The following is a 17810-nucleotide window of genomic DNA, read 5'->3' as shown; positions in this document are numbered from 1 at the left end:
GGTCATCTGCTTCATCGTCATCCTCGCATCTTGCATCGACACCTCCAACGCATGTCACTACGATGCGGTGGACTTGATCAGCGTTTCCCTAGAATTCGCGTTTTCCCGCAGCAGCGCCGCCTTCAGGCAGTCACTGTGGGCGCACTGAAGGCGTAAAAGGCCCGCGCGCGACAGGCCGCAAGGCCGCCGCGCGAGCCACGCCGCCGCCGGGCGCAGCCCGCGCGCGCAGGCGCGCCCCAACCTCACGGAACGTCGTCATGAAACTCGCTCAGGAAATCCGCGCCGGCAACGTCATCATGCAGGGCAAGGACCCGATGGTCGTGCTGAAGACCGAATACAGCCGCGGCGGCCGCGGCGCCGCCACGGTGCGCATGAAGCTGAAGAACCTGCTCAACGGCGCCGGCAGCGAAGTCGTGTTCAAGGCCGACGACAAGATGGACCAGATCATCCTCGACAAGAAGGAGTGCACCTACTCCTACTTCGCCGACCCGATGTACGTGTTCATGGACTCGGAATACAACCAGTACGAGGTCGAGGCCGACAACATGGGCGACGCGATCAACTACCTCGAAGACGGCATGCCGGTCGAGGTGACGTTCTACAACGGCAAGGCGATCTCGGTCGAGCTGCCGACCACCGTCGTGCGCGAGGTCGAAACCGAGCCCGCCGTCAAGGGCGACACCTCGGGCAAGGTGATGAAGCCCGCGCGCATCAAGGGCACCGGCTTCGAGATCTCGGTGCCGCTGTTCGTCGAGAGCGGCGACAAGGTCGAAATCGACACGCGCACGCACGAGTACCGCAAGCGCGTGTGAGCGGCCGCGCAGCCGCCGAAACGAAACGGGCACCCACGGGTGCCCGTTTCGCTTGGCAGCGCGTGCTCAGCGGTAGATGCCGACGCCGACGAAGCCGTCGCCGCTGGGCGGCTTGATCGCGTAGGTGGCCTTGGCCTCGATCTTCTTGGTCTGCGGGTGCGGCCAGTCGTAGTCGAACCAGCCGCCACCCTTGTTGGCCGCCTCGATCAGGCCGGTGATGACCGACTTGCCGTTGGCGTCCTTGATCGCCGACATGTCGCGACCGACGAGCTTGTCGTTGGCGCCGTGCGCCAGCGCGATGCCCTTGCCGTCGTAGACCATCACGTACAGGTCCTTCTTGGTCCAGTTGGCCTTGTCGTAGGTGAAGTCCTTGTACGCCTGCTCGGCGCCGACCTTCTTGATGTGCTCGAACGCGGCCTTCGTCATCGCGATCGCCTCGTCGCGCGTGCCGCGCTGCTCCTGCGCCAGCGCACCGGCGACGAACGACGCGACGACCACCGCGGCACCGATGCCGCGCATCCACTGCTTCAACATGTCCGGGAATCCTCGGGAAAAGAAGGAAAGAGACTCGAATGCATCGGCCGGCGCACGCGCCTCTCGGACGCGGCCTGCGCCGGACAACCCGGCGGGTATCGGCCGCTGCCGCCGTCGCTGGAGCGCGGTCGCACGACCGCCCGTGACGCATCGCACGGCGGCACGCCGATTGCGCTGCCGTCACACCGCGGTGCGGCGGCCGCCCCACAATGCCGCCACCGTCGGTGTGAGCCGCCCCCCTGCCCGTCCTTGACGCACTGCGCGATGACCTCGGCCTTCGACTTCTCGCACGCCGTCACGGCGCCGTTTCGCATGCAGCCCGGGCTGCGCCGGCTCGCGCCCGGCGCGCGGCAGCTGACACCGGTGCGGCCCGGCTCGCGCCACCAGCGCGAGAAGCTCGCCGTGCTCGGCGCGTTCGCCGATCAGGCGCTGCTCGCCGAGCCCGGCTTCGACGCGACGGCGGCGCTCGATGCGCTGGCGCGTCACGCCGCCGCCGAGCACCCGCAGCACTTCGCGTGGGACGGCCGCTGCGCGCACGCGCTGGGCGTGCGCGTCGACGGCGACGACGTCGCGCAGCAGCGCGCCGGCGTGTTCGGGCACGGCGACGAGGTCGCGCGCTGCCTGCGCGCGCTGCCCGCCGGCTGGCGGCTCGCCGGGCTGCTCGCGCTCGCGTTCGAGGAGGACTTCGCCGTCGTCGACGGCACGCGCGGCACGATCCCGTGGCTCGCGGTCGCGCTGCCGTCGCACTGGGCGCCCGAGGCGAAGGTCGGCCAGCGGTTCGCGCAGGTGCACGCACCGGTGGCCGACAGCGAGCGGCTGATCGCGGCGAGCGAGCACCTCGTGCGCCTGGTCACCGGGCCCGAGCGCTGGGAGCGCTTCGTGTGGACCGTGACACCGCACCCGCGGCTGCACGCACACCCGGCGCGCGTCGACCCCGCGGGCTGGCCGGCGGGCCTCACCGTGGCCGATCTGGCGACTGCGGCGTGGTGGCGCACCGAGCGCCAGACCTTCGTGCCGCTGCCGGTGCAGCGCCAGGCCGTGTTCACGATCCACGTCGACGTGCAGCCGCTGGCGCAGGCCATTGCGCGGCCTGCCGACGCGCGCGCGCTGCACGATGCGATCGCGAGCATGAGCGACGCCGTGCTCGCGTACCGCGGCCTCGCGGCCGCGCGCGAGCCGCTGCTCGCGTGGCTGCGCGAGCGCGCGGGCGCGCACGCGGCATGAGGTTCGCGCCGATCACGCCGGCGCGCATCGTCTTCGGCGACGGCGCGCCCGACGCGCCGCCGTACGCGCCGGACTTCGGCGACGTCTACCACGCACGCGCCGGCGCGCTCGCGCAGGCGCGGCACGTGTTCCTCGGCGGCAACGCGCTGCCGCAGCGCTGGCAGGGCCGCGCGCGCTTCGTGATCCTCGAGACCGGCTTCGGGCTCGGCCACAACTTCCTCGCCACCTGGGCCGCGTGGCGCGACGACCCGCATCGCTGCGAGCGGCTGTGGTTCGTCTCGATCGACAAGCACCCGCCGACGCGCGGCGACCTCGCGCGCGCGCACGCCGCGTCGCCGCTGCCCGGCCTCGCACGCGACCTCGTCGACGCCTGGCCGCCGCTGACACCCGACCTGCACACGCTCGCGTTCGACGGCGGCCGCGTGATGCTGCGGCTGGCCTTCGGCGACGTCGCGCAGTGGCTGCCGCAACTCGTGCTCGACGCCGACGCGTTCTACCTCGACGGCTTCGCACCCGACCGCAACCCGGCGATGTGGGACGCGCGCGTGCTCAAGGCGCTGGCCGGCCGCGCGGCACCGGGCGCCACCGCGGCGACGTGGAGCGTCGCGCGCGACGTGCGCGACGGGCTGGCCGGCGCCGGCTTCGCCGTCGAACGCGCGCCGGGCTTCGGCGGCAAGCGCGAGATGACGGTCGCGCGCTACGCGCCGGCGTTCACGCCGCGGCGTGCACGCGCGCCGGGGCGCGTCGCGCCGCGCGACGCGGTGGTCGTCGGCGCCGGGCTGGCCGGGGCGGCGGCGGCGCAGGCGCTGGCCGAAACCGGCTGGGCGGTCACCGTGCTCGAGCGCCGCGAGCGGCCCGCGGCCGAGGCCTCGGGCAACGCGGCCGGGCTGTTCCACGGCAGCGTCGCGCCCGACGACGGCGTGCCGTCGCGCGCGCTGCGCGCCGCCGCGCTCGAGGCGGCGCGCGTCTACGCGCCGCTGCTGCGCGAGAGCGTCGTGACCGGCGCCGCCTGCGGGCTGCTGCAGCGCGTCGAGGACCTGACGCTCGACGCGATGCAGGCGCGCCTGGCCCGCCAGGGGCTGCCGGCCGACTACGCGCAGGCGCTCGACGCGCCCGCCGCGTCGGCGCATGCCGGCATCGCCGTCGACGGGCCCGCATGGTGGTTCCCCGGCGGCGGCTGGCTCGCACCGCCCACGCTGGTCGCGCATGGGCTCGCGCACCCGCGCGTGACGCTGCGCACCGGCGCCGCGGTGCACGCGCTGCGCGCGCACGGCGACGGCTGGCAGATGCTCGACGCCGACGGGCGAGTGCTCGCGCACAGCCGCACCGTCGTGCTCGCCAATGCACACGACGCCGCGCGCCTGCTCGGCCGCGGCGACTGGCCGCTGCGCTCGAGCCGTGGTCAGGTCACGCAGCTCGATGCCGCCACCGCAGCGCACCTGCCGCGCCCGCGCGTGCCGCTGGCCGGCGACGGCTACGCGATCGCGCTGCCCGACGGCGGCCTGCTGTGCGGCGCGACGCGCCACGCCGGCGACGCCGACGCGTCGCTGCGCGCGAGCGACCACGCGTACAACCTCGAGCGGCTGCGGCGGCTGACCGGCACCGCGCCGGCCGTCGATCCTGCGGCGCTGGCCGGGCGCGTCGGCTGGCGCCTCGCGGTGCCCGACCGGCTGCCGCTCGTCGGCGCGGTACCGGTGGCCGGCGCTGCCGCAGCGCGCGTACGCGACGTGGCGCGCATCGAGGGTCTGTTCGTCTGCACCGCGTTCGGCTCGCGCGGCATCACGTGGGCGCCGCTGGCCGGCGCGCTCGTCGCCGCCTGGGCCGCGGGCGACCCGTTCCCGCTCGATGCGCGCGGCGTCGACGCACTCGACGCGGCGCGCTTAGTGCCCCGCGCGTGAGCAGGCGCGTCAGAACGTCAGCGTGCGCACGCCGTCGGCCGTGCCGAGCAGGCACACCGAGGCCTTGTGGCGCGCGAAGATGCCGCAGGTCACGACGCCGGGCCACTGGTTGATCTCGTCCTCGAGCCGCGGCGGGTCGGCGATCACGAGGCCGCGCACGTCGAGCACCGGATGGCCGTTGTCGGTGAGCACCGGCAGCCCCTCGCCGTTGCGGCGCAGCGTCGCGGTGCCGCCCTGCTCGGCGAAGCGGCGCGACACCTGCGGCGCGGCCATCGCGATCACTTCGACCGGCAGCGGGTAGCGGCCGAGCACGTCGACGAGCTTGCTCTCGTCGGCGATGCAGACGAAGCGCTCGGCGAGGTCGGCGACGATCTTCTCGCGCGTCAGCGCCGCGCCGCCGCCCTTGATCATGTAGCCGCGGCGGTCGATCTCGTCGGCGCCGTCGATATAGACCGGCAGCCGCTCGACCGCCGTCGTGTCGTACACCGCGATGCCGTGGCGGCGCAGCCGCTCGCTGCTCGCCTCCGAGCTCGACACCGCGCCGGCGATGCGGTCCTTGACCGTGGCCAACGCGTCGATGAAGAAGTTGACCGTCGAGCCGGTGCCCACGCCGATGATCGCGCCGTCGGGCACGTGTGCGAGTGCGGCGCGGGCCACGAGGGCCTTCAGTTCGTCCTGGGTCGGCATGGCAGGGGGCGCGGTGCGGGGCTGCGGGACAATGAACCGATTATGTCGCTCGTGCCCTACGCCCTCGCCCGCCCGTTCCTCTTCGGCCTCGACCCCGAGCGCGCGCACGACCTGACGCTCGACGCGATCGCCGCGCTGCAGGACACGCCGGCGCGCTGCCTGTGGACGCAGCCGCGCGTCGACGACCCGGTGACGGTGGCCGGGCTGCGTTTCCCGAACCGCGTCGGGCTCGCCGCGGGCCTGGACAAGAACGGCCGCTGCATCGACGGGCTCGGTGCGATGGGCTTCGGCTTCATCGAAGTCGGCACCGTGACGCCGAAGCCGCAGCCCGGCAACCCGAAGCCGCGCATGTTCCGCCTGCCGCAGGCGCAGGCGCTGATCAACCGCATGGGCTTCAACAACGACGGCCTCGCGGCCTTCGTCGCCAACGTGCAGCGCGCGCACCGCTTCCGCGCCGCGGGCGGCATCGTCGGCCTGAACATCGGCAAGAACGCCGCCACACCGATCGAGCGCGCCGTCGACGACTACCTCACCGGCCTGGCCGGCGTCTACCCGCACGCCGACTACGTGACGGTCAACATCTCGAGCCCGAACACGAAGAACCTGCGCGCGCTGCAGGGCGACGAGGCGCTCGACGCGCTGCTCGCGGCGCTGCAGGCGCGCCGCGCCGCGCTCGAGCGCGCGCACGCGCGCCGCGTGCCGCTGCTGCTGAAGATCGCGCCCGACCTCGACGACGCGCAGATCGACCTCATCGCCGCCACCGTCGTGCGCCACGGCCTCGACGGCGTGATCGCGACCAACACCACCGTCGCGCGCGACGCCGTGCAGGGCCTGCCGCACGCCGACGAGGCCGGCGGCCTGTCCGGGCGGCCCGTGTTCGAGGCGAGCAACCGCGTAATCCGCCGCCTGCGTGCCGCGCTCGGCAAGGGCGTGGCGATCGTCGGCGTCGGCGGCGTGATGAGCGGCGCCGACGCGCGCGCCAAGCTCGACGCCGGCGCCGACCTCGTGCAGCTGTATACCGGGCTGATCTACCGCGGCCCGGCGCTCGTCAGCGAAGTGGCGCGCGCGCTGGCGACGAGGCCGTCCACATAGGGCCGGCCGGGGTACGCGTCGGCTGCACGTCCACCGCGCAGCAGGTCGAGCGCCCAGCGCGCCGCGAGCGTGCGCAGCGCCTCGGTGTTCGCCGGCGACGGCGGACCCTGGCGGCACGCGAGGACGGCGAGCGCATCGGTGTCCTCGCCTTCGGCGTCGACGTGCGTCGAACCCTGCGTCAGTTCGACGCCGACGAAGCCGTCGCCGCCGGCCGCCCGCGCGGCGTCGACGACGCGCTGCAGCGCCGGCAGCGCGTTGTGCCGCGCGTTGCAGCCACCGCTCGCGGCCATCACGGCGTAGACCGGCCGCCGGCCGCCGTCGGCGATCGCGGCCAGGTTGGCGGCGAAGCCGCCCGTCGCGACGGGGTCGAACAGCACCGCACCGCCGAGGCGCGACGCGTCGGCCCACGCGAGCGCACGCCCGACGCGCGCGGCGAACGCCGCGCCGGCGGAGTGGCCGGCGACGACGACGCGCGGCGGCACCGCGCGCCCGTCGGGCGCAGTCAGGCCGTGCAGGATCGCCGCGGCGAGCGTGTCGGCCAGCGCCGCGGTGTCACCGACCGGCCCGGTGTCAATGCACAGCGTCGTCGCGCCTTGCGCGGCGATGCGCTGCGCCGTCGTGCGCAGGTTCGCGCAGCGGCGCGCGAAGCCGTGCTGCACGAGCACCAGGCCCGCGCTGTCGCCGGCGGGCAGTTGCCACTCGGTGTCGAGCGCTTCACCGGCGAACTCGAAGCGGCCGAACGCGATCGCGGTCGGCACCCCGGCGCCCGGCGGCGGCGCCGACGCGGGCGGCACGAGCGCGCAGCCGGCCAGCAGCGCCGTCGCGACGACGGTCGCGGCGCCGGCGCTGCGCCACGGCGCGCCCGCGCGCGGCGTCACTGCAGCGGCACGCCGGTCTTGCTCTGCAGCTCGTCGCGCGTGACGCCGGGCGCCATCTCGACGACCTTCAGCCCGTGCGGCGTCACGTCGAGCACGGCGAGGTCGGTGATGATGCGGTCGACGACGCCCACGCCCGTCAGCGGCAGCGTGCACTGGGGCAGGATCTTCAGCTCGAAGCCCGAGCCGTCCTTCTTCTTCGCGACGTGCTCCATCAGCACGACGACGCTCTTGACGCCGGCCACGAGGTCCATCGCGCCGCCCATGCCCTTGACCATCTTGCCGGGGATCATCCAGTTCGCGAGGTCGCCCTTCTCGCTGACTTGCATCGCGCCGAGGATGCTCAGGTTGACCTTGCCGCCGCGGATCATCGCGAAGCTGTCGTGGCTGCCGAAGATGCTCGAGCCGGGGATCGTCGTCACCGTCTGCTTGCCGGCGTTGATCAGGTCGGGGTCGACCTCGCTCTCGTCCGGGAACGGGCCGATGCCGAGCATGCCGTTCTCGCTCTGCAGCCAGACCTCGATCGACGGATCGACGAAGTTGGCCACCAGCGTCGGCAACCCGATGCCCAGGTTCACGTAGAACCCGTCCTGCAGTTCCTTGGCCGCGCGCGCGGCCATCTCGTCGTGGGTCCAGGCCATTTCAGATTCCTTTCGGGTTCTGCTTGGTGGTGCGCTTCTCGATGCGCTTCTCGGGGTTCGCGTTGAGCACCAGGCGGTGGACGTAGATGCCGGGCAGGTGCACCGCGTCGGGGTCGAAGGTGCCCGTCTCGACGATCTCCTCGACCTCGACGACGCTGATGCGCCCGGCCATGATCACCGCCGGGTTGAAGTTGCGCGCGGTGCGGCGGAAGATCAGGTTGCCGGCCTTGTCGGCCTTCCACGCCTTGCCCAGGCTGACGTCGGGCACGAGGCTGCGCTCCATCAGGTAGGTCTTGCCGTCGAACTCGCGCGTCTCCTTGCCCTCGGCGACGATCGTGCCGACGCCGGTGCGCGTGAAGAACGCCGGGATGCCGGCGCCGCCGGCGCGCAGCTTCTCGGCCAGTGTGCCCTGCGGCGTGAACTCGAGCTCGAGCTCGCCGGCCAGGTACTGGCGCTCGAACTCCTTGTTCTCGCCGACGTAGCTCGAGATCATCTTCCTGATCTGCCGCGTCTCGAGCAGCTTGCCCAGCCCGAAGCCGTCGACGCCGGCGTTGTTCGAGATCACGGTCAGGTTCTTCACGCCGCTGTCGCGCAGCGCGTCGATCAGCGCTTCGGGGATGCCGCACAGTCCGAAGCCACCGACCGCGAGCAGCTGGCCGTCGCGCACGATGCCCTGCAGCGCCGCGTCGGCGCTCGGGTAGATCTTGTTCATGGGATGCCTCCAGGCGAGCGAGGGATGTCGCGGGCCGGGAAGATACTACGTAAGGCGTTAAGTAGTCGTTACGTAGAATCAATTAACGGCGAACCCCCATCGCCAGCCGCAGCCACCACCGGGAGCCCGCATGGCCCAGTTGCCCGACGACCTGATCCCGAAGCTGGAGGCGACGTACGCGCAAGTCGCCGCGCCGTTCGTGCGCTCGCTGGGCCTGCGCGTCGTCTCGGCGAGCAAGGAGGTATCGACGCTGGCGATGCCGATCACGCCGCACCTCGTGCACGGCGGCGGTGTGCTGTGCGGCCAGGCGATGCTCGCCGCCGCCGACACCGCGATGGTGCTCGCGCTGTCGGCCTGGTTCGGCGAGTTCCGACCGATGACGACGGTGCAGCTGCAGACCAGCTTCCTGCGCCCGGTGCCGGCCGACGCCGGCGAGGCAATCATCACGTGCCGCATCCTGCGCTGCGGCAAGTCGCTGGCGTTCGGCGAGGTCGACCTCGCGCTGCCCGATGGCAAGCTGTTCGCGCACGCCACCACCACCTACGCGCTGATCGGAGGCGGGAGCGCCGGGTGAGCGCCGCGCCACCGCTGGACTACCGCACCGCGTTCGACCTCGCGCCGATCGGCCTCGTGCTGTCGCGCCACCGGCTGATGGTCGACTGCAACCGGCGCGTGCTCGAGATGTTCGGCGCGCAGCGCGAGCAGCTCGTCGGCCGCTCGTTCGAGGTGCTGTACCCGACGCACGAGGAGTTCGAGCGCACCGGCCAGCGCATCGTCGCGAGCCTCGACGAACAGGGCTGGTACGCCGACGAGCGCGTGATGAAGCGCGTCGACGGCCCGAGGCGTGGCGAGCTGTTCTGGTGCCACGTCAGCGGCCGCGCGCTCGACCCGTCCGACCCGCACGCCGCGGGCATCTGGGCCTTCGAGGACCTGTCGTCGCGCCGCGCGCTCAAGCTCGAGCTGACCGCACGCGAGCGCGAGATCGCCGCGCTGCTGATCGAGGGCCTCACGAGCAAGGGCATCGGCAAGAAACTCGCGATCAGCCCGCGCACCGTCGACGTGTACCGCGCGCGGCTGATGCGCAAGGTCGGCGCGGCCACCACGCCCGAACTCGTGCACAAGCTGCTGTCCTGACCCACCCCCGAAGCACCTTCGGCGCCTCCCCCTTCAGGGAGCACCGAAGCCGGCTCCGCGTCGGCCGCCTGCCGGGCCGACGCCAGCGGATGCGTGCCACGCCGAAACCCACGGAGGCCCCCGATGATCACCGTCCACCATCTCGAGAACTCGCGCTCGCAGCGCGTGCTGTGGCTGCTCGAGGAGATCGGCGTGCCCTACGAGGTCAAGCTCTACCGGCGCGACCCGACGACGGGCTACGCGCCGCCCGAGCTCGCTCAGGTGCACCCGCTGGGCAAGAGCCCGGTGATCACCGACGGTGCGCTGACGGTGGCCGAGACCGGGGCGATCGTCGAGCACCTCGTCGACACCTACGCCCCGCAGCTGCGCCCACCGCGGGGCACGGCGGACGCACGGCGCTACACGTACTGGCTGCACTTCGCCGAAGGCAGCGCGATGCCGCCGCTGCTGATGAAGCTCGTGTTCGACCGCATCAAGGCCGCGCCGATGCCGTTCTTCGTCCGGCCGATCGCACGCGCGATCGCCGACAAGGTGCTCGCCGGTTTCGTGATGCCCAACGTCGAGCGCCAGCTCGCGTTCATGGACGCCGAGCTGAAGCACCGGCCCTGGTTCGCCGGCCAGGACTTCAGCGCCGCCGACGTGATGATGAGCTTCCCGCTCGAGGCCGCCGCGCAGCGCGCCGGGCTCGACGCGCGCTACCCGGCGCTGCAGGACTGGCTCGCGCGCATCCACGCGCGCCCGGCGTACCGCCGCGCGCTCGAACGCGGCGGGCCGTACGCGTTCGCCGACTGACGCGCAGCGCTCAGCCGAGCATCTGGTTCCACATCGACTCGCCCCACTGCTGCGCGCCCTGACCCGACGCGAGGCTGTGCTTCGGGTCGACCTGGAAGCTGAGCTTCGGCGCCTGGCCCGGCTCGACGCTGGCGGCCACGTTGATCATGATCGCCTCGTTGTGCGTGACCGCAGCCCAGCAGATGCCGGCCGGCAGCGTGACCGCGCCGCTCGCGGCCGGCGCGGGCTGCCCGGCGACGCGCCGCTCGATGTCGTGCGCGACCTGCTTGCCGGCGCCGAACGCGACGTGCCCGCTCTTGGGCAGCGGCGTGCCCTGCGCGTCGCCGACGACGTAGATCTTCTCGTCGGCCTGGCTCTGGAAGCTCGGCAGCCTGACCGCGGCCCAGCGCTCGCCGAGACCCGCCTGCCGGATCAGCGCCGGCGCGCGCATCGGCAGCACCATGTTGGCGGCCGTGAACCTGACGTCGCCGGTCGGCGTCACGAGCACGCGCCGTCCGACGTCGACCGCACTGACCTCGGTGTTGGGCACGTACTCGATCTCGCGCGAATAGACGTTCTTCATCGCGTTGACGATCGGCGCGGCGATCGGCGGCGGCATCGGGTTCGGGTTCGCGTCGACGATGACGATCTTGCCCTTGGTGCCGCGGCGCTTCATCTGCTCGGCGATCAGGAACGCGCGCTCGTACGGCGCCGGCGGGCAGCGGTACGGCGGCTTCGGCACCGTGATGACGAACTCGCCGCCCTTGTCGAGGAAGGCGTCGACCTGCCGGCGCACCGCCTGCTGCTCGAATGCGCGGAACCCCACCGGCAGCTGCTCGCGCGCCGCGGCGTAGCCCTGCACCGCTTCTTCGATGTATTCGACGCCGGGCGACAGCACGAGGAAGTCGTAGGGGTGACGCTCGCCACCGGCGACGACGGCAGAGCCGGCGCGGTCGATCTCGGTCACGCGCGCACGCACGCGGCGGATGCCGGCGCGATCGACGTTGGCGTAGCTGCGCTGGTAGTCGCTCGCCGCCGTGAAGCCGGCGACGTAGTGCACGCTCAGCGGACACGACATGAAGGCGTCGTTCAGCTCGATCAGCGTCACTGCGACCTTGCCGCCTTCGGCCAGCGTGCGCGCCGCACCGAGTCCGCCCCAGCCGCCGCCGACGACGACCACGCGCGGCTTGGCCGGCTGCGGCACGACGGCGCAGCCGGCGACCCACGCGCCCACGCCGGCCACGCCCAGGCGCACGAGCGCGCGCCGCGACGACGAAAACCGTCCCATGTCCCCTCCTGTCAAAGAAGCCTGTGCCACGCCAGCACCGCGGCGCATCACACCGCTACCGGTGTCGGTATCGTGGGCGACGGGTCACGACCGGCGCATCAGCGCAAACCCTCGTCGGATTTGACCGCCTTGAGCGCCGTCAAGCGCGTCGTCAGGCGATCACGGCGCGCAGCCAGTCGGGCAGCGGCACCGACTTGCCCGCCGGGAAGTCGACCCACACCGTCTTCGCACCGCCGCTGGCGTAGATGACGCCCGGCTCGTCGGTGCGCTCGAGGGTGATGTAGGTCTCGAAGCTGCTGCGCCCGGGCTTGGCGACGTAGTGCTTCGCGAGCACGTCGCCCGGGTACTCGAGCTGCTTGTGGAAGTTGCAGAACGCGTTGACGATCACCGGCCCGGTGCCCTGCGGGTCGGGCGCGCCGCCAAGCGCGTGCAGCCACTCGATGCGCACGATCTCCATGTAGCGGAAGTAGACCGTGTTGTTGACGTGGCCCATCGCGTCCATGTCGCCCCAGCGGATCGGGATCACGGTCTGGTGCGTCAGCTTCTTGTGTTCGGGCAGCTCGAATCGCATCGTTCAGGTCGTCGTCGTGTCGGGGTCGATGCCGAGCTCGCGCGCCAGCCGCTGCACGAGCGCGCGCAGGTCGGCGACCTCGCGCGCCAGGCGCGCCTGCTCGGCCTTCAATGCCGCGAGCTCGCCGGCGCCGACGCCGGCGTCGCCCGGCGCGGCCGCAGCGGGCACGGGCACGCTCACGTCGCCACACAGCAGGTGCGCCCAGCGGTGCTCGCGCTCGCCGGGAGCCTTCGGCAGCCGCATGACGCGCGGCGGGTCCTTCGCGGCGAGCTCGTCGAGGAAGGCCTCGACCGACGAGATGTCGGCGAAGCGGTGCAGCCGCTCGGCGTTCAGGCGCAGTTCGGCCGCGGTCTGCGGCCCGCGCAGCATCAGCACCGCGAGCAGCGCGACCGCGGCGCCGGGCACGCCGAGCACGCGCGGCGCGTTGTGCTCGAAGCGCACGACGCGGCTGCCGCTGACCTCGACGACGAGGCTCAGGTCCTTCAGTCCGTCGATGGCGCCGAGCACGTCGGCATCGGTCGCCACGATCACCGGCTCGCGCGCCGTCTTCTGGTTGCAGCCGGCCACCAGCGCGTTCAGGCTCAGCGGGTAGGTGTCGGGGACGGTGGCCTGCTTCTCGACGAGCACGCCGAGCACGCGCGCCTCGAGCGGCGTCAGCGCACGCACATGCGCTCCCGCTGGCTACGCCGCCCATCAAGCGGCCGCCGCGGATCCGGCTTCGCCGGTCCGCTGGCGGCGCCCCCTGGCGGGAGGCGCCGCAGGCGCTTCGGGGGAGACCCCATCACACGCCGAAGCCGTCGTCGGCGGCGATGACCGCGCCGTTGACGAAGTGGCTCTCGTTGGCGCACAGCATCATCAGCACCGCGTCGAGGTCCTGCGGCTGGCCGACGCGCTTGCGCGGCAGCATCTGGATGAGCTTCTGCCCGGCCTCGGTCTGCCAGTGGTGGTGGTTGATCTCGGTGTCGATGTAGCCGGGGCAGATCGCGTTGACGTTGATGCCGTAGCGCCCCCACTCGAGCGCCATCGCGCGCGTCATGTGGATCACCGCCGCCTTGCTCATGCAGTACACGCCGATCTGGCCGAGCACGCGCAGCCCCGCCATCGACGCGATGTTGACGATGCGCCCGCCGGTGAAGGTACCGGGCGCGGCGCCGCGGCTGCGCGCGATCATGCGCTTGCCGACCTCCTGCGCGACGAAGAACGCGCCGCGCGTGTTGGTGTCCATCACATGGTCGTAGTCGTCGGGCGTCACGTCGACGAGCCTCTGCGTCGTGCTGACGCCCGAGTTGTTGACCAGGATGTCGAGCGTGCCCATCTCGGTCTCGGCGTGCGCCACGGCCGACTTGATGCTGTCGGGGTCGGTCACGTCGAGCGCGACGACGTGCGCGTCGCCGCCGGCGGCCTCGATCTCGGCGCGCAGCGTCTTCAGCCGCTCGATGCGGCGCGCCGCGAGCACGACGCCGGCGCCGGCACGTGCCAAGGTGCGCGCGAACTGCGCGCCCAGTCCGCTGGACGCGCCGGTGACCAGGGCCACGCGGCCCGACAGGTCGATCTGGTAACTCATGACCACTCCCGATTCGTCGCGGCGACGATAGCACGCGGTCGTGACACGACACGGCGAAATAGCACGACCGTTCGATTTTGTCCGCTGGCCCCGTAGAATGCGCGGCTCGCCAGTCCAGGAGACCCGTTCCATGACGCCGCAGCAGATCCTCGAGCAGTTCGGCCCGCGCGAGTCGATGCAGTACGACGTCGTCGTCGTCGGCGCCGGGCCGGCCGGGCTCGCGACCGCGATCCGGCTCAAGCAGCTCGACGCGAACCTGTCGGTCGTCGTGCTCGAGAAGGGTTCCGAGCCCGGCGCGCACATTCTGTCGGGCGCGGTGATGGACCCGCGCGCACTGACCGAGCTGCTGCCCGACTGGAAGGAGCGCGGCGCGCCGCTGAACCAGCCGGTGACGGCCGACGAGGTGCTGATCCTGAGCGAACACCGCGCCAGCGCGACGCCGCATGCGCTGATCCCCGACTGCATGCGCAACGAGGGCTGCTACGTGATCAGCCTCGGCGCCGTCGTCAAGTGGCTCGCCGAGCAGGCCGAGGCCCTGGGCGTCGAGATCTTCCCCGGCTTCGCCGCCGCCGAGGTGCTGTACACCGACGACGGGCGCGTGCGCGGCGTGGCCACCGGCAACGTCGGCATCGGCAAGGACGGCGAACCGACCGAGAACTTCCAGCTCGGCATGGAGCTGCTGGGCAAGTACACGGTCTTCGCCGAGGGCGCGCGCGGCCACCTGGGCAAGCAGCTGATCGCGCGCTACGCGCTCGACGAGGGCCGTGACCCGCAGAGCTACGGCATCGGCATCAAGGAGCTGTGGGAAGTGCCGCCCGAGAAGGCCCGGCCGGGCCTCGTCGTGCACACCGCCGGCTGGCCGCTGGACGACAACACCTACGGCGGCGGCTTCCTCTACCACCTCGAGGGCCACCGCGTCACGCTCGGCCTCGTCGTCGGGCTCGACTACCAGAACCCGTGGCTGAGCCCGTTCGAGGAGATGCAGCGCTGGAAGACGCACCCGTCGATTCGCGCGCACCTCGAAGGCGGCAAGCGCATCGGCTACGGCGCGCGCGCGATCACCGCCGGCGGTCTGCTGAGCCTGCCCAAGCTCGTGTTCCCGGGCGGCGCGCTCGTGGGCTGCGACGCCGGCACGCTCAACGCCTCGCGCATCAAGGGCAGCCACGCCGCGATCAAGAGCGGCATGCTCGCCGCCGAGGCGGCGGCCGCGGCGATCGCCGCCGGGCGCAGCGGTGACGAGCTCGCCGCCTATCCCGAGGCCTTCGCGAAGAGCTGGCTGTACGCGGAGCTCGACGCGAGCCGCAATTTCAAGCAGTGGTTCAAGAAGGGCCGCCTGGTGGGCACCGTGATGACCGGCGTCGAGCAGTGGCTGCTGCCGCGGCTCGGCATCAAGAGCCCGCCGTGGACGATCCACCGCCACACGCCCGACCATACGCGCCTGAGCGGCGCGGCCGCGTGCGAGCCGATCCGCTACCCGAAGCCCGACGGCGTGCTGACCTTCGACCGGCTGAGCTCGGTGTACCTGAGCAACACGAACCACGAGGAGAACCAGCCTGCGCACCTGACGCTCAAGGACGCGTCGGTGCCGGTGGCGGTGAACCTCGACAAGTACGCCGGCCCCGAGGCGCGCTACTGCCCGGCCGGCGTCTACGAGTTCGTCAAGAACGACGACGGCAGCGACCGCCTCGTGATCAACGCGCAGAACTGCGTGCACTGCAAGACCTGCGACATCAAGGACCCGACGCAGAACATCGTCTGGGTCACGCCCGAGGGCGGCGGCGGGCCGAACTACGCGGGGATGTAGCACCCCGGCGCCGCCACCCACGCGGCACACCACGAACGCTCGACGCCTCTCGCCCGCGTCGTCGAGCATCGCCCGTGACGACGCCTCGCGGCGTGTCGCGCCCGCTCGACGTCCCGCAGGTCCGCGCCGAGTTCCACGGCGCGATCGGCGGGCCTTTGCGCTGCGTCGCCGCGCCTTCGAAGCCGCACGGCCGCGCATGGAACGGCGGCGCGGCGTCTCGGTCGTATGGCCCCGTGTGCCACCCGGCCCGACGCCCCGCGGGGCCCGTTCGTTCGTGAGCGTCGCTGCGTGCCACCCTCTTCACCTGAAGGAGTCCCGATGAAGAAGCTGCTTGCCCTCTCGGCCCTGTCTGTCGCCGCGTTCGCCGTCCAGGCCAAGGACATCGTCGACACGGCCGCTGCGGCGGGTACGTTCAACAAGCTCGTCAGCGCGGTGAAGGCCGCTGGCCTGGCCGAGACGCTGAAGGGTCCCGGCCCGTTCACCGTGTTCGCGCCGAGCGACGAGGCGTTCGCGAAGATCCCGCAGGCCGAACTCGACGCGCTGCTCGCCGACAAGGACCGGCTCAAGCAGGTGCTCGCCTATCACGTCGTGCCGGGCAAAGTCATGGCCGCCGACGTGAAGGCCGGCGAGGTCAAGACCGTGCAGGGCTCGGCGATCACGCTGAGCACCGCCGGCGGCGTGCGCGTCAACGACGCCAACGTCGTCAAGGCCGACATCGTGGCCGACAACGGCGTGATCCACGTGATCGACGCGGTGATCCTGCCGCAGCTGTAAGCCGGCGCTGTCCGGCACCGGCCGCGCCAGAGCGGGCCGCCGCGAAGCGGTCCGCCCGCTGCGCCCCCGCCGGCGTTGACACGGCCGCGAGCGCTGCGATCTACTGCCCCCATGCGGATGGGCCGATGGGCGGCGCGTCCACCGCGCCGTCACCGAACAACCGCCCGTGGAGGAGTCAGATCGTGAAGAGCCGTTTCCTGTTCGCCGCGGCCGCGCTCGCCGCGCTGTCGGGCTGCGCGAGCCTCGCGCCGACGCCCGCGCCCGTGTGGCCCGACGTCGTCGTGCACCTGCACACGCTGGGCAAGGCCTACCTCGTCGACCCGCGCACCGATCAGGTCGTCGCCGCGCTCGACACGGTGCCTGGCGGCAACCTCGGTTCGACGACGCCCGACGGGCGCTACGTCTACGTCGGCGGCGAGGCGCTGAACCAGAACACCGTCACCGTGCTCGACCTGAAGGAGCGCAAGGTCGTCAAGAAACTCGCCACCGGCAGCCGCCCGAAGCACCCCCAGGTCAGCCCCGACGGGCGCTGGGTGATGGTCAACCACTGGGGACTCGACGGCGGCAAGCTGCGTGTGACCTTCATCGACACGCGCACGCACGAGATCGCGAAGAACGTCGAGGTCGCGGTCGCCGGTGCCGCGTCGCCGACCGCGGTGACGTCGATGCACAACAGCTGGAGCGTCGACTCGCGCTACGCGTTCACCGTCGACCGTGTCGACCGGAACCTGCTCGTGATCGACACGCGCGACTGGTCGGTGCGCAAGATCGCGACACCTTCGCAGCCGCACTACCCGGTGCCGAGCCCCGACGGCAAGGAGCTGTGGCTCGTCGTCGAGGGCCGCGGCACGGCCGAGCCGCCGGCGGCGCTCGTCTACGACCTGACGCAGCCGGGCATGCCGCAGATCGCGCGCGTGAACCTGCCGCTCGCGGGGCAGGCGGCGATCGAGGGCCACCACGGCAACTTCACGCAGGACGGGCGGCACTTCTACATGCTCAACCGCGGCCCGGGCAACGACCTCAGGGGCACCGCGGTGGCCGCCGTCGATGCGCGCACGAAGCAGGTCGTCGCGCGCGTCGACACCGGCAGCACCGGCATCGGCCACACCTACAACACCCCCGACGGCCGCTACGCGGTGGTGACGAACTACGGCAACAACGTGATCAGCGTGATCGACGCGAAGACGTTCCGCCTCGTCAAGGACCTGACGGTCGGCAAGGGCCGCATGGGCCACGTCGCGTTCACGCGCGACGGGCGCTTCGGCTACGTGTCGAACGCCGGCGACGGCAACCTGCACAAGATCGACATGGCGAGCCTCACCGTCGTCAAGGAGATCGCCACCGGCAACGCGCCGGGCGGCGCGCAGGTGCTCAACGTGTGGACCGGCGTGTTCGAGGAGCTGCCGCGCTGACGCCCCCGCGGGGCGTG

General features: G+C 72.2%; 19 protein-coding genes. 10 read left to right on the top strand and 9 right to left on the bottom strand.

What is annotated here, in order from left to right:
• Positions 1–257 precede the first annotated feature (257 nt).
• Positions 258–812 (top strand): elongation factor P, encoded by a 555-nt coding sequence (gene efp / locus MOJ79_RS13965; RefSeq protein WP_119353850.1) that lies wholly within the window; start codon positions 258–260, stop codon positions 810–812.
• 66 nt (positions 813–878) lie between these two features.
• On the opposite strand, the gene MOJ79_RS13960 is transcribed toward efp, so the two are convergent.
• A complete protein-coding gene (locus tag MOJ79_RS13960; protein ID WP_241924704.1) occupies positions 879–1346 on the bottom strand; it encodes a cache domain-containing protein in 468 nt (155 codons plus the stop codon).
• 264 nt (positions 1347–1610) lie between these two features.
• On the opposite strand from MOJ79_RS13960, the gene MOJ79_RS13955 reads away from it, so the two are divergent.
• Both MOJ79_RS13955 and mnmC read left to right on the top strand, forming a co-directional pair.
• On the top strand, positions 1611–2570 hold the full coding sequence (locus MOJ79_RS13955) for a heme-dependent oxidative N-demethylase subunit alpha family protein (RefSeq protein WP_241924703.1): 960 nt from the start codon (positions 1611–1613) through the stop codon (positions 2568–2570).
• Positions 2567–4468: a bifunctional tRNA (5-methylaminomethyl-2-thiouridine)(34)-methyltransferase MnmD/FAD-dependent 5-carboxymethylaminomethyl-2-thiouridine(34) oxidoreductase MnmC gene (gene mnmC / locus MOJ79_RS13950; RefSeq protein ID WP_241924702.1), complete on the top strand. Its 1902-nt coding sequence runs from the start codon at positions 2567–2569 to the stop codon at positions 4466–4468. Before MOJ79_RS13955 ends, mnmC begins: the two co-directional genes overlap by 4 nt.
• Positions 4469–4477: 9 nt before the next feature.
• On the opposite strand, the gene rpiA is transcribed toward mnmC, so the two are convergent.
• Complete coding sequence (gene rpiA / locus MOJ79_RS13945) at positions 4478–5155, bottom strand: ribose-5-phosphate isomerase RpiA (RefSeq protein ID WP_241924701.1); 678 nt, start codon at positions 5153–5155, stop codon at positions 4478–4480.
• Positions 5156–5197: 42 nt separating this feature from the next.
• Here rpiA and MOJ79_RS13940 point away from each other — a divergent pair, with 42 nt between their 5' ends.
• Positions 5198–6247, top strand: a complete 1050-nt coding sequence (locus MOJ79_RS13940; RefSeq protein WP_241924700.1) for a quinone-dependent dihydroorotate dehydrogenase — start codon at positions 5198–5200, stop codon at positions 6245–6247.
• Here MOJ79_RS13940 and MOJ79_RS13935 read toward each other — a convergent pair.
• The 3 genes from MOJ79_RS13935 to MOJ79_RS13925 are packed head-to-tail and all read right to left on the bottom strand — an operon-like array spanning position 6184 to position 8475.
• Positions 6184–7125: an alpha/beta hydrolase gene (locus MOJ79_RS13935; protein ID WP_241924699.1), complete on the bottom strand. Its 942-nt coding sequence runs from the start codon at positions 7123–7125 to the stop codon at positions 6184–6186. The genes MOJ79_RS13940 and MOJ79_RS13935 overlap by 64 nt on opposite strands.
• On the bottom strand, positions 7122–7763 hold the full coding sequence (locus tag MOJ79_RS13930; RefSeq protein ID WP_119288372.1) for a CoA transferase subunit B: 642 nt from the start codon (positions 7761–7763) through the stop codon (positions 7122–7124). The genes MOJ79_RS13935 and MOJ79_RS13930 overlap by 4 nt, the downstream gene beginning before the upstream one ends.
• Position 7764: 1 nt before the next feature.
• Complete coding sequence (locus tag MOJ79_RS13925; protein ID WP_241924698.1) at positions 7765–8475, bottom strand: CoA transferase subunit A; 711 nt, start codon at positions 8473–8475, stop codon at positions 7765–7767.
• A 130-nt stretch (positions 8476–8605) separates the two neighbouring features.
• Between MOJ79_RS13925 and MOJ79_RS13920 the strand changes: the two genes are divergently transcribed.
• The 3 genes from MOJ79_RS13920 (at position 8606) to MOJ79_RS13910 (ending at position 10401) form a co-directional block, all read left to right on the top strand.
• Positions 8606–9049, top strand: coding sequence for a PaaI family thioesterase (locus tag MOJ79_RS13920; protein ID WP_119288367.1), 444 nt, complete (start codon positions 8606–8608; stop codon positions 9047–9049).
• A complete protein-coding gene (locus tag MOJ79_RS13915; RefSeq protein ID WP_235823287.1) occupies positions 9046–9609 on the top strand; it encodes a PAS and helix-turn-helix domain-containing protein in 564 nt (187 codons plus the stop codon). The genes MOJ79_RS13920 and MOJ79_RS13915 overlap by 4 nt, the downstream gene beginning before the upstream one ends.
• 123 nt (positions 9610–9732) lie before the next feature.
• Positions 9733–10401, top strand: coding sequence for a glutathione S-transferase (locus MOJ79_RS13910; RefSeq protein WP_241924697.1), 669 nt, complete (start codon positions 9733–9735; stop codon positions 10399–10401).
• 10 nt (positions 10402–10411) lie between these two features.
• On the opposite strand, the gene MOJ79_RS13905 is transcribed toward MOJ79_RS13910, so the two are convergent.
• From MOJ79_RS13905 to MOJ79_RS13890, 4 genes are all read right to left on the bottom strand, one after another.
• Positions 10412–11668: an FAD-dependent oxidoreductase gene (locus tag MOJ79_RS13905; protein WP_241924696.1), complete on the bottom strand. Its 1257-nt coding sequence runs from the start codon at positions 11666–11668 to the stop codon at positions 10412–10414.
• Between the two features lie 151 nt (positions 11669–11819).
• Positions 11820–12239: an acyl-CoA thioesterase gene (locus MOJ79_RS13900; protein WP_119288361.1), complete on the bottom strand. Its 420-nt coding sequence runs from the start codon at positions 12237–12239 to the stop codon at positions 11820–11822.
• A gap of 3 nt (positions 12240–12242) precedes the next feature.
• A complete protein-coding gene (locus MOJ79_RS13895) occupies positions 12243–12905 on the bottom strand; it encodes a YceH family protein (RefSeq protein WP_241924695.1) in 663 nt (220 codons plus the stop codon).
• 115 nt (positions 12906–13020) lie between these two features.
• Entirely contained in the window at positions 13021–13803 is a 783-nt protein-coding gene (locus tag MOJ79_RS13890) for an SDR family oxidoreductase (RefSeq protein WP_241924694.1), read from the bottom strand.
• 130 nt (positions 13804–13933) lie between these two features.
• On the opposite strand from MOJ79_RS13890, the gene MOJ79_RS13885 reads away from it, so the two are divergent.
• The 3 genes from MOJ79_RS13885 (at position 13934) to MOJ79_RS13875 (ending at position 17793) form a co-directional block, all read left to right on the top strand.
• Entirely contained in the window at positions 13934–15607 is a 1674-nt protein-coding gene (locus MOJ79_RS13885) for an electron transfer flavoprotein-ubiquinone oxidoreductase (protein ID WP_241924693.1), read from the top strand.
• A 318-nt stretch (positions 15608–15925) separates the two neighbouring features.
• Positions 15926–16381, top strand: a complete 456-nt coding sequence (locus MOJ79_RS13880; protein ID WP_241924692.1) for a fasciclin domain-containing protein — start codon at positions 15926–15928, stop codon at positions 16379–16381.
• A 182-nt stretch (positions 16382–16563) separates the two neighbouring features.
• Positions 16564–17793 carry a cytochrome D1 domain-containing protein gene (locus MOJ79_RS13875; protein WP_241924691.1) on the top strand — a complete coding sequence of 410 codons (1230 nt, stop codon included), beginning with the start codon at positions 16564–16566 and terminating at the stop codon, positions 17791–17793.
• The last annotated feature ends 17 nt before the right edge of the window (positions 17794–17810 follow it).

The sequence above is a fragment of the Calidifontimicrobium sp. SYSU G02091 genome (assembly GCF_022631395.1).
GTDB classification, from domain to species: domain Bacteria; phylum Pseudomonadota; class Gammaproteobacteria; order Burkholderiales; family Burkholderiaceae_C; genus Calidifontimicrobium; species Calidifontimicrobium sediminis.
The sequence above is the reverse complement of the archived record's forward strand: the minus strand, read 5'-3'. Positions and strand labels throughout refer to the sequence as shown.

What these genes read in the sequence shown, in the direction of transcription:
- efp (WP_119353850.1), top strand. Translation starts at nt 258, where the DNA reads ATGAAACTCGCTCAGGAAATCCGCGCCGGCAACGTCATCATGCAGGGC.
- MOJ79_RS13960 (WP_241924704.1), bottom strand. Translation starts at nt 1,346, where the DNA reads ATGTTGAAGCAGTGGATGCGCGGCATCGGTGCCGCGGTGGTCGTCGCG.
- MOJ79_RS13955 (WP_241924703.1), top strand. Translation starts at nt 1,611, where the DNA reads ATGACCTCGGCCTTCGACTTCTCGCACGCCGTCACGGCGCCGTTTCGC.
- mnmC (WP_241924702.1), top strand. Translation starts at nt 2,567, where the DNA reads ATGAGGTTCGCGCCGATCACGCCGGCGCGCATCGTCTTCGGCGACGGC.
- rpiA (WP_241924701.1), bottom strand. Translation starts at nt 5,155, where the DNA reads ATGCCGACCCAGGACGAACTGAAGGCCCTCGTGGCCCGCGCCGCACTC.
- MOJ79_RS13940 (WP_241924700.1), top strand. Translation starts at nt 5,198, where the DNA reads ATGTCGCTCGTGCCCTACGCCCTCGCCCGCCCGTTCCTCTTCGGCCTC.
- MOJ79_RS13930 (WP_119288372.1), bottom strand. Translation starts at nt 7,763, where the DNA reads ATGGCCTGGACCCACGACGAGATGGCCGCGCGCGCGGCCAAGGAACTG.
- MOJ79_RS13925 (WP_241924698.1), bottom strand. Translation starts at nt 8,475, where the DNA reads ATGAACAAGATCTACCCGAGCGCCGACGCGGCGCTGCAGGGCATCGTG.
- MOJ79_RS13920 (WP_119288367.1), top strand. Translation starts at nt 8,606, where the DNA reads ATGGCCCAGTTGCCCGACGACCTGATCCCGAAGCTGGAGGCGACGTAC.
- MOJ79_RS13910 (WP_241924697.1), top strand. Translation starts at nt 9,733, where the DNA reads ATGATCACCGTCCACCATCTCGAGAACTCGCGCTCGCAGCGCGTGCTG.
- MOJ79_RS13905 (WP_241924696.1), bottom strand. Translation starts at nt 11,668, where the DNA reads ATGGGACGGTTTTCGTCGTCGCGGCGCGCGCTCGTGCGCCTGGGCGTG.
- MOJ79_RS13900 (WP_119288361.1), bottom strand. Translation starts at nt 12,239, where the DNA reads ATGCGATTCGAGCTGCCCGAACACAAGAAGCTGACGCACCAGACCGTG.
- MOJ79_RS13890 (WP_241924694.1), bottom strand. Translation starts at nt 13,803, where the DNA reads ATGAGTTACCAGATCGACCTGTCGGGCCGCGTGGCCCTGGTCACCGGC.
- MOJ79_RS13885 (WP_241924693.1), top strand. Translation starts at nt 13,934, where the DNA reads ATGACGCCGCAGCAGATCCTCGAGCAGTTCGGCCCGCGCGAGTCGATG.
- MOJ79_RS13880 (WP_241924692.1), top strand. Translation starts at nt 15,926, where the DNA reads ATGAAGAAGCTGCTTGCCCTCTCGGCCCTGTCTGTCGCCGCGTTCGCC.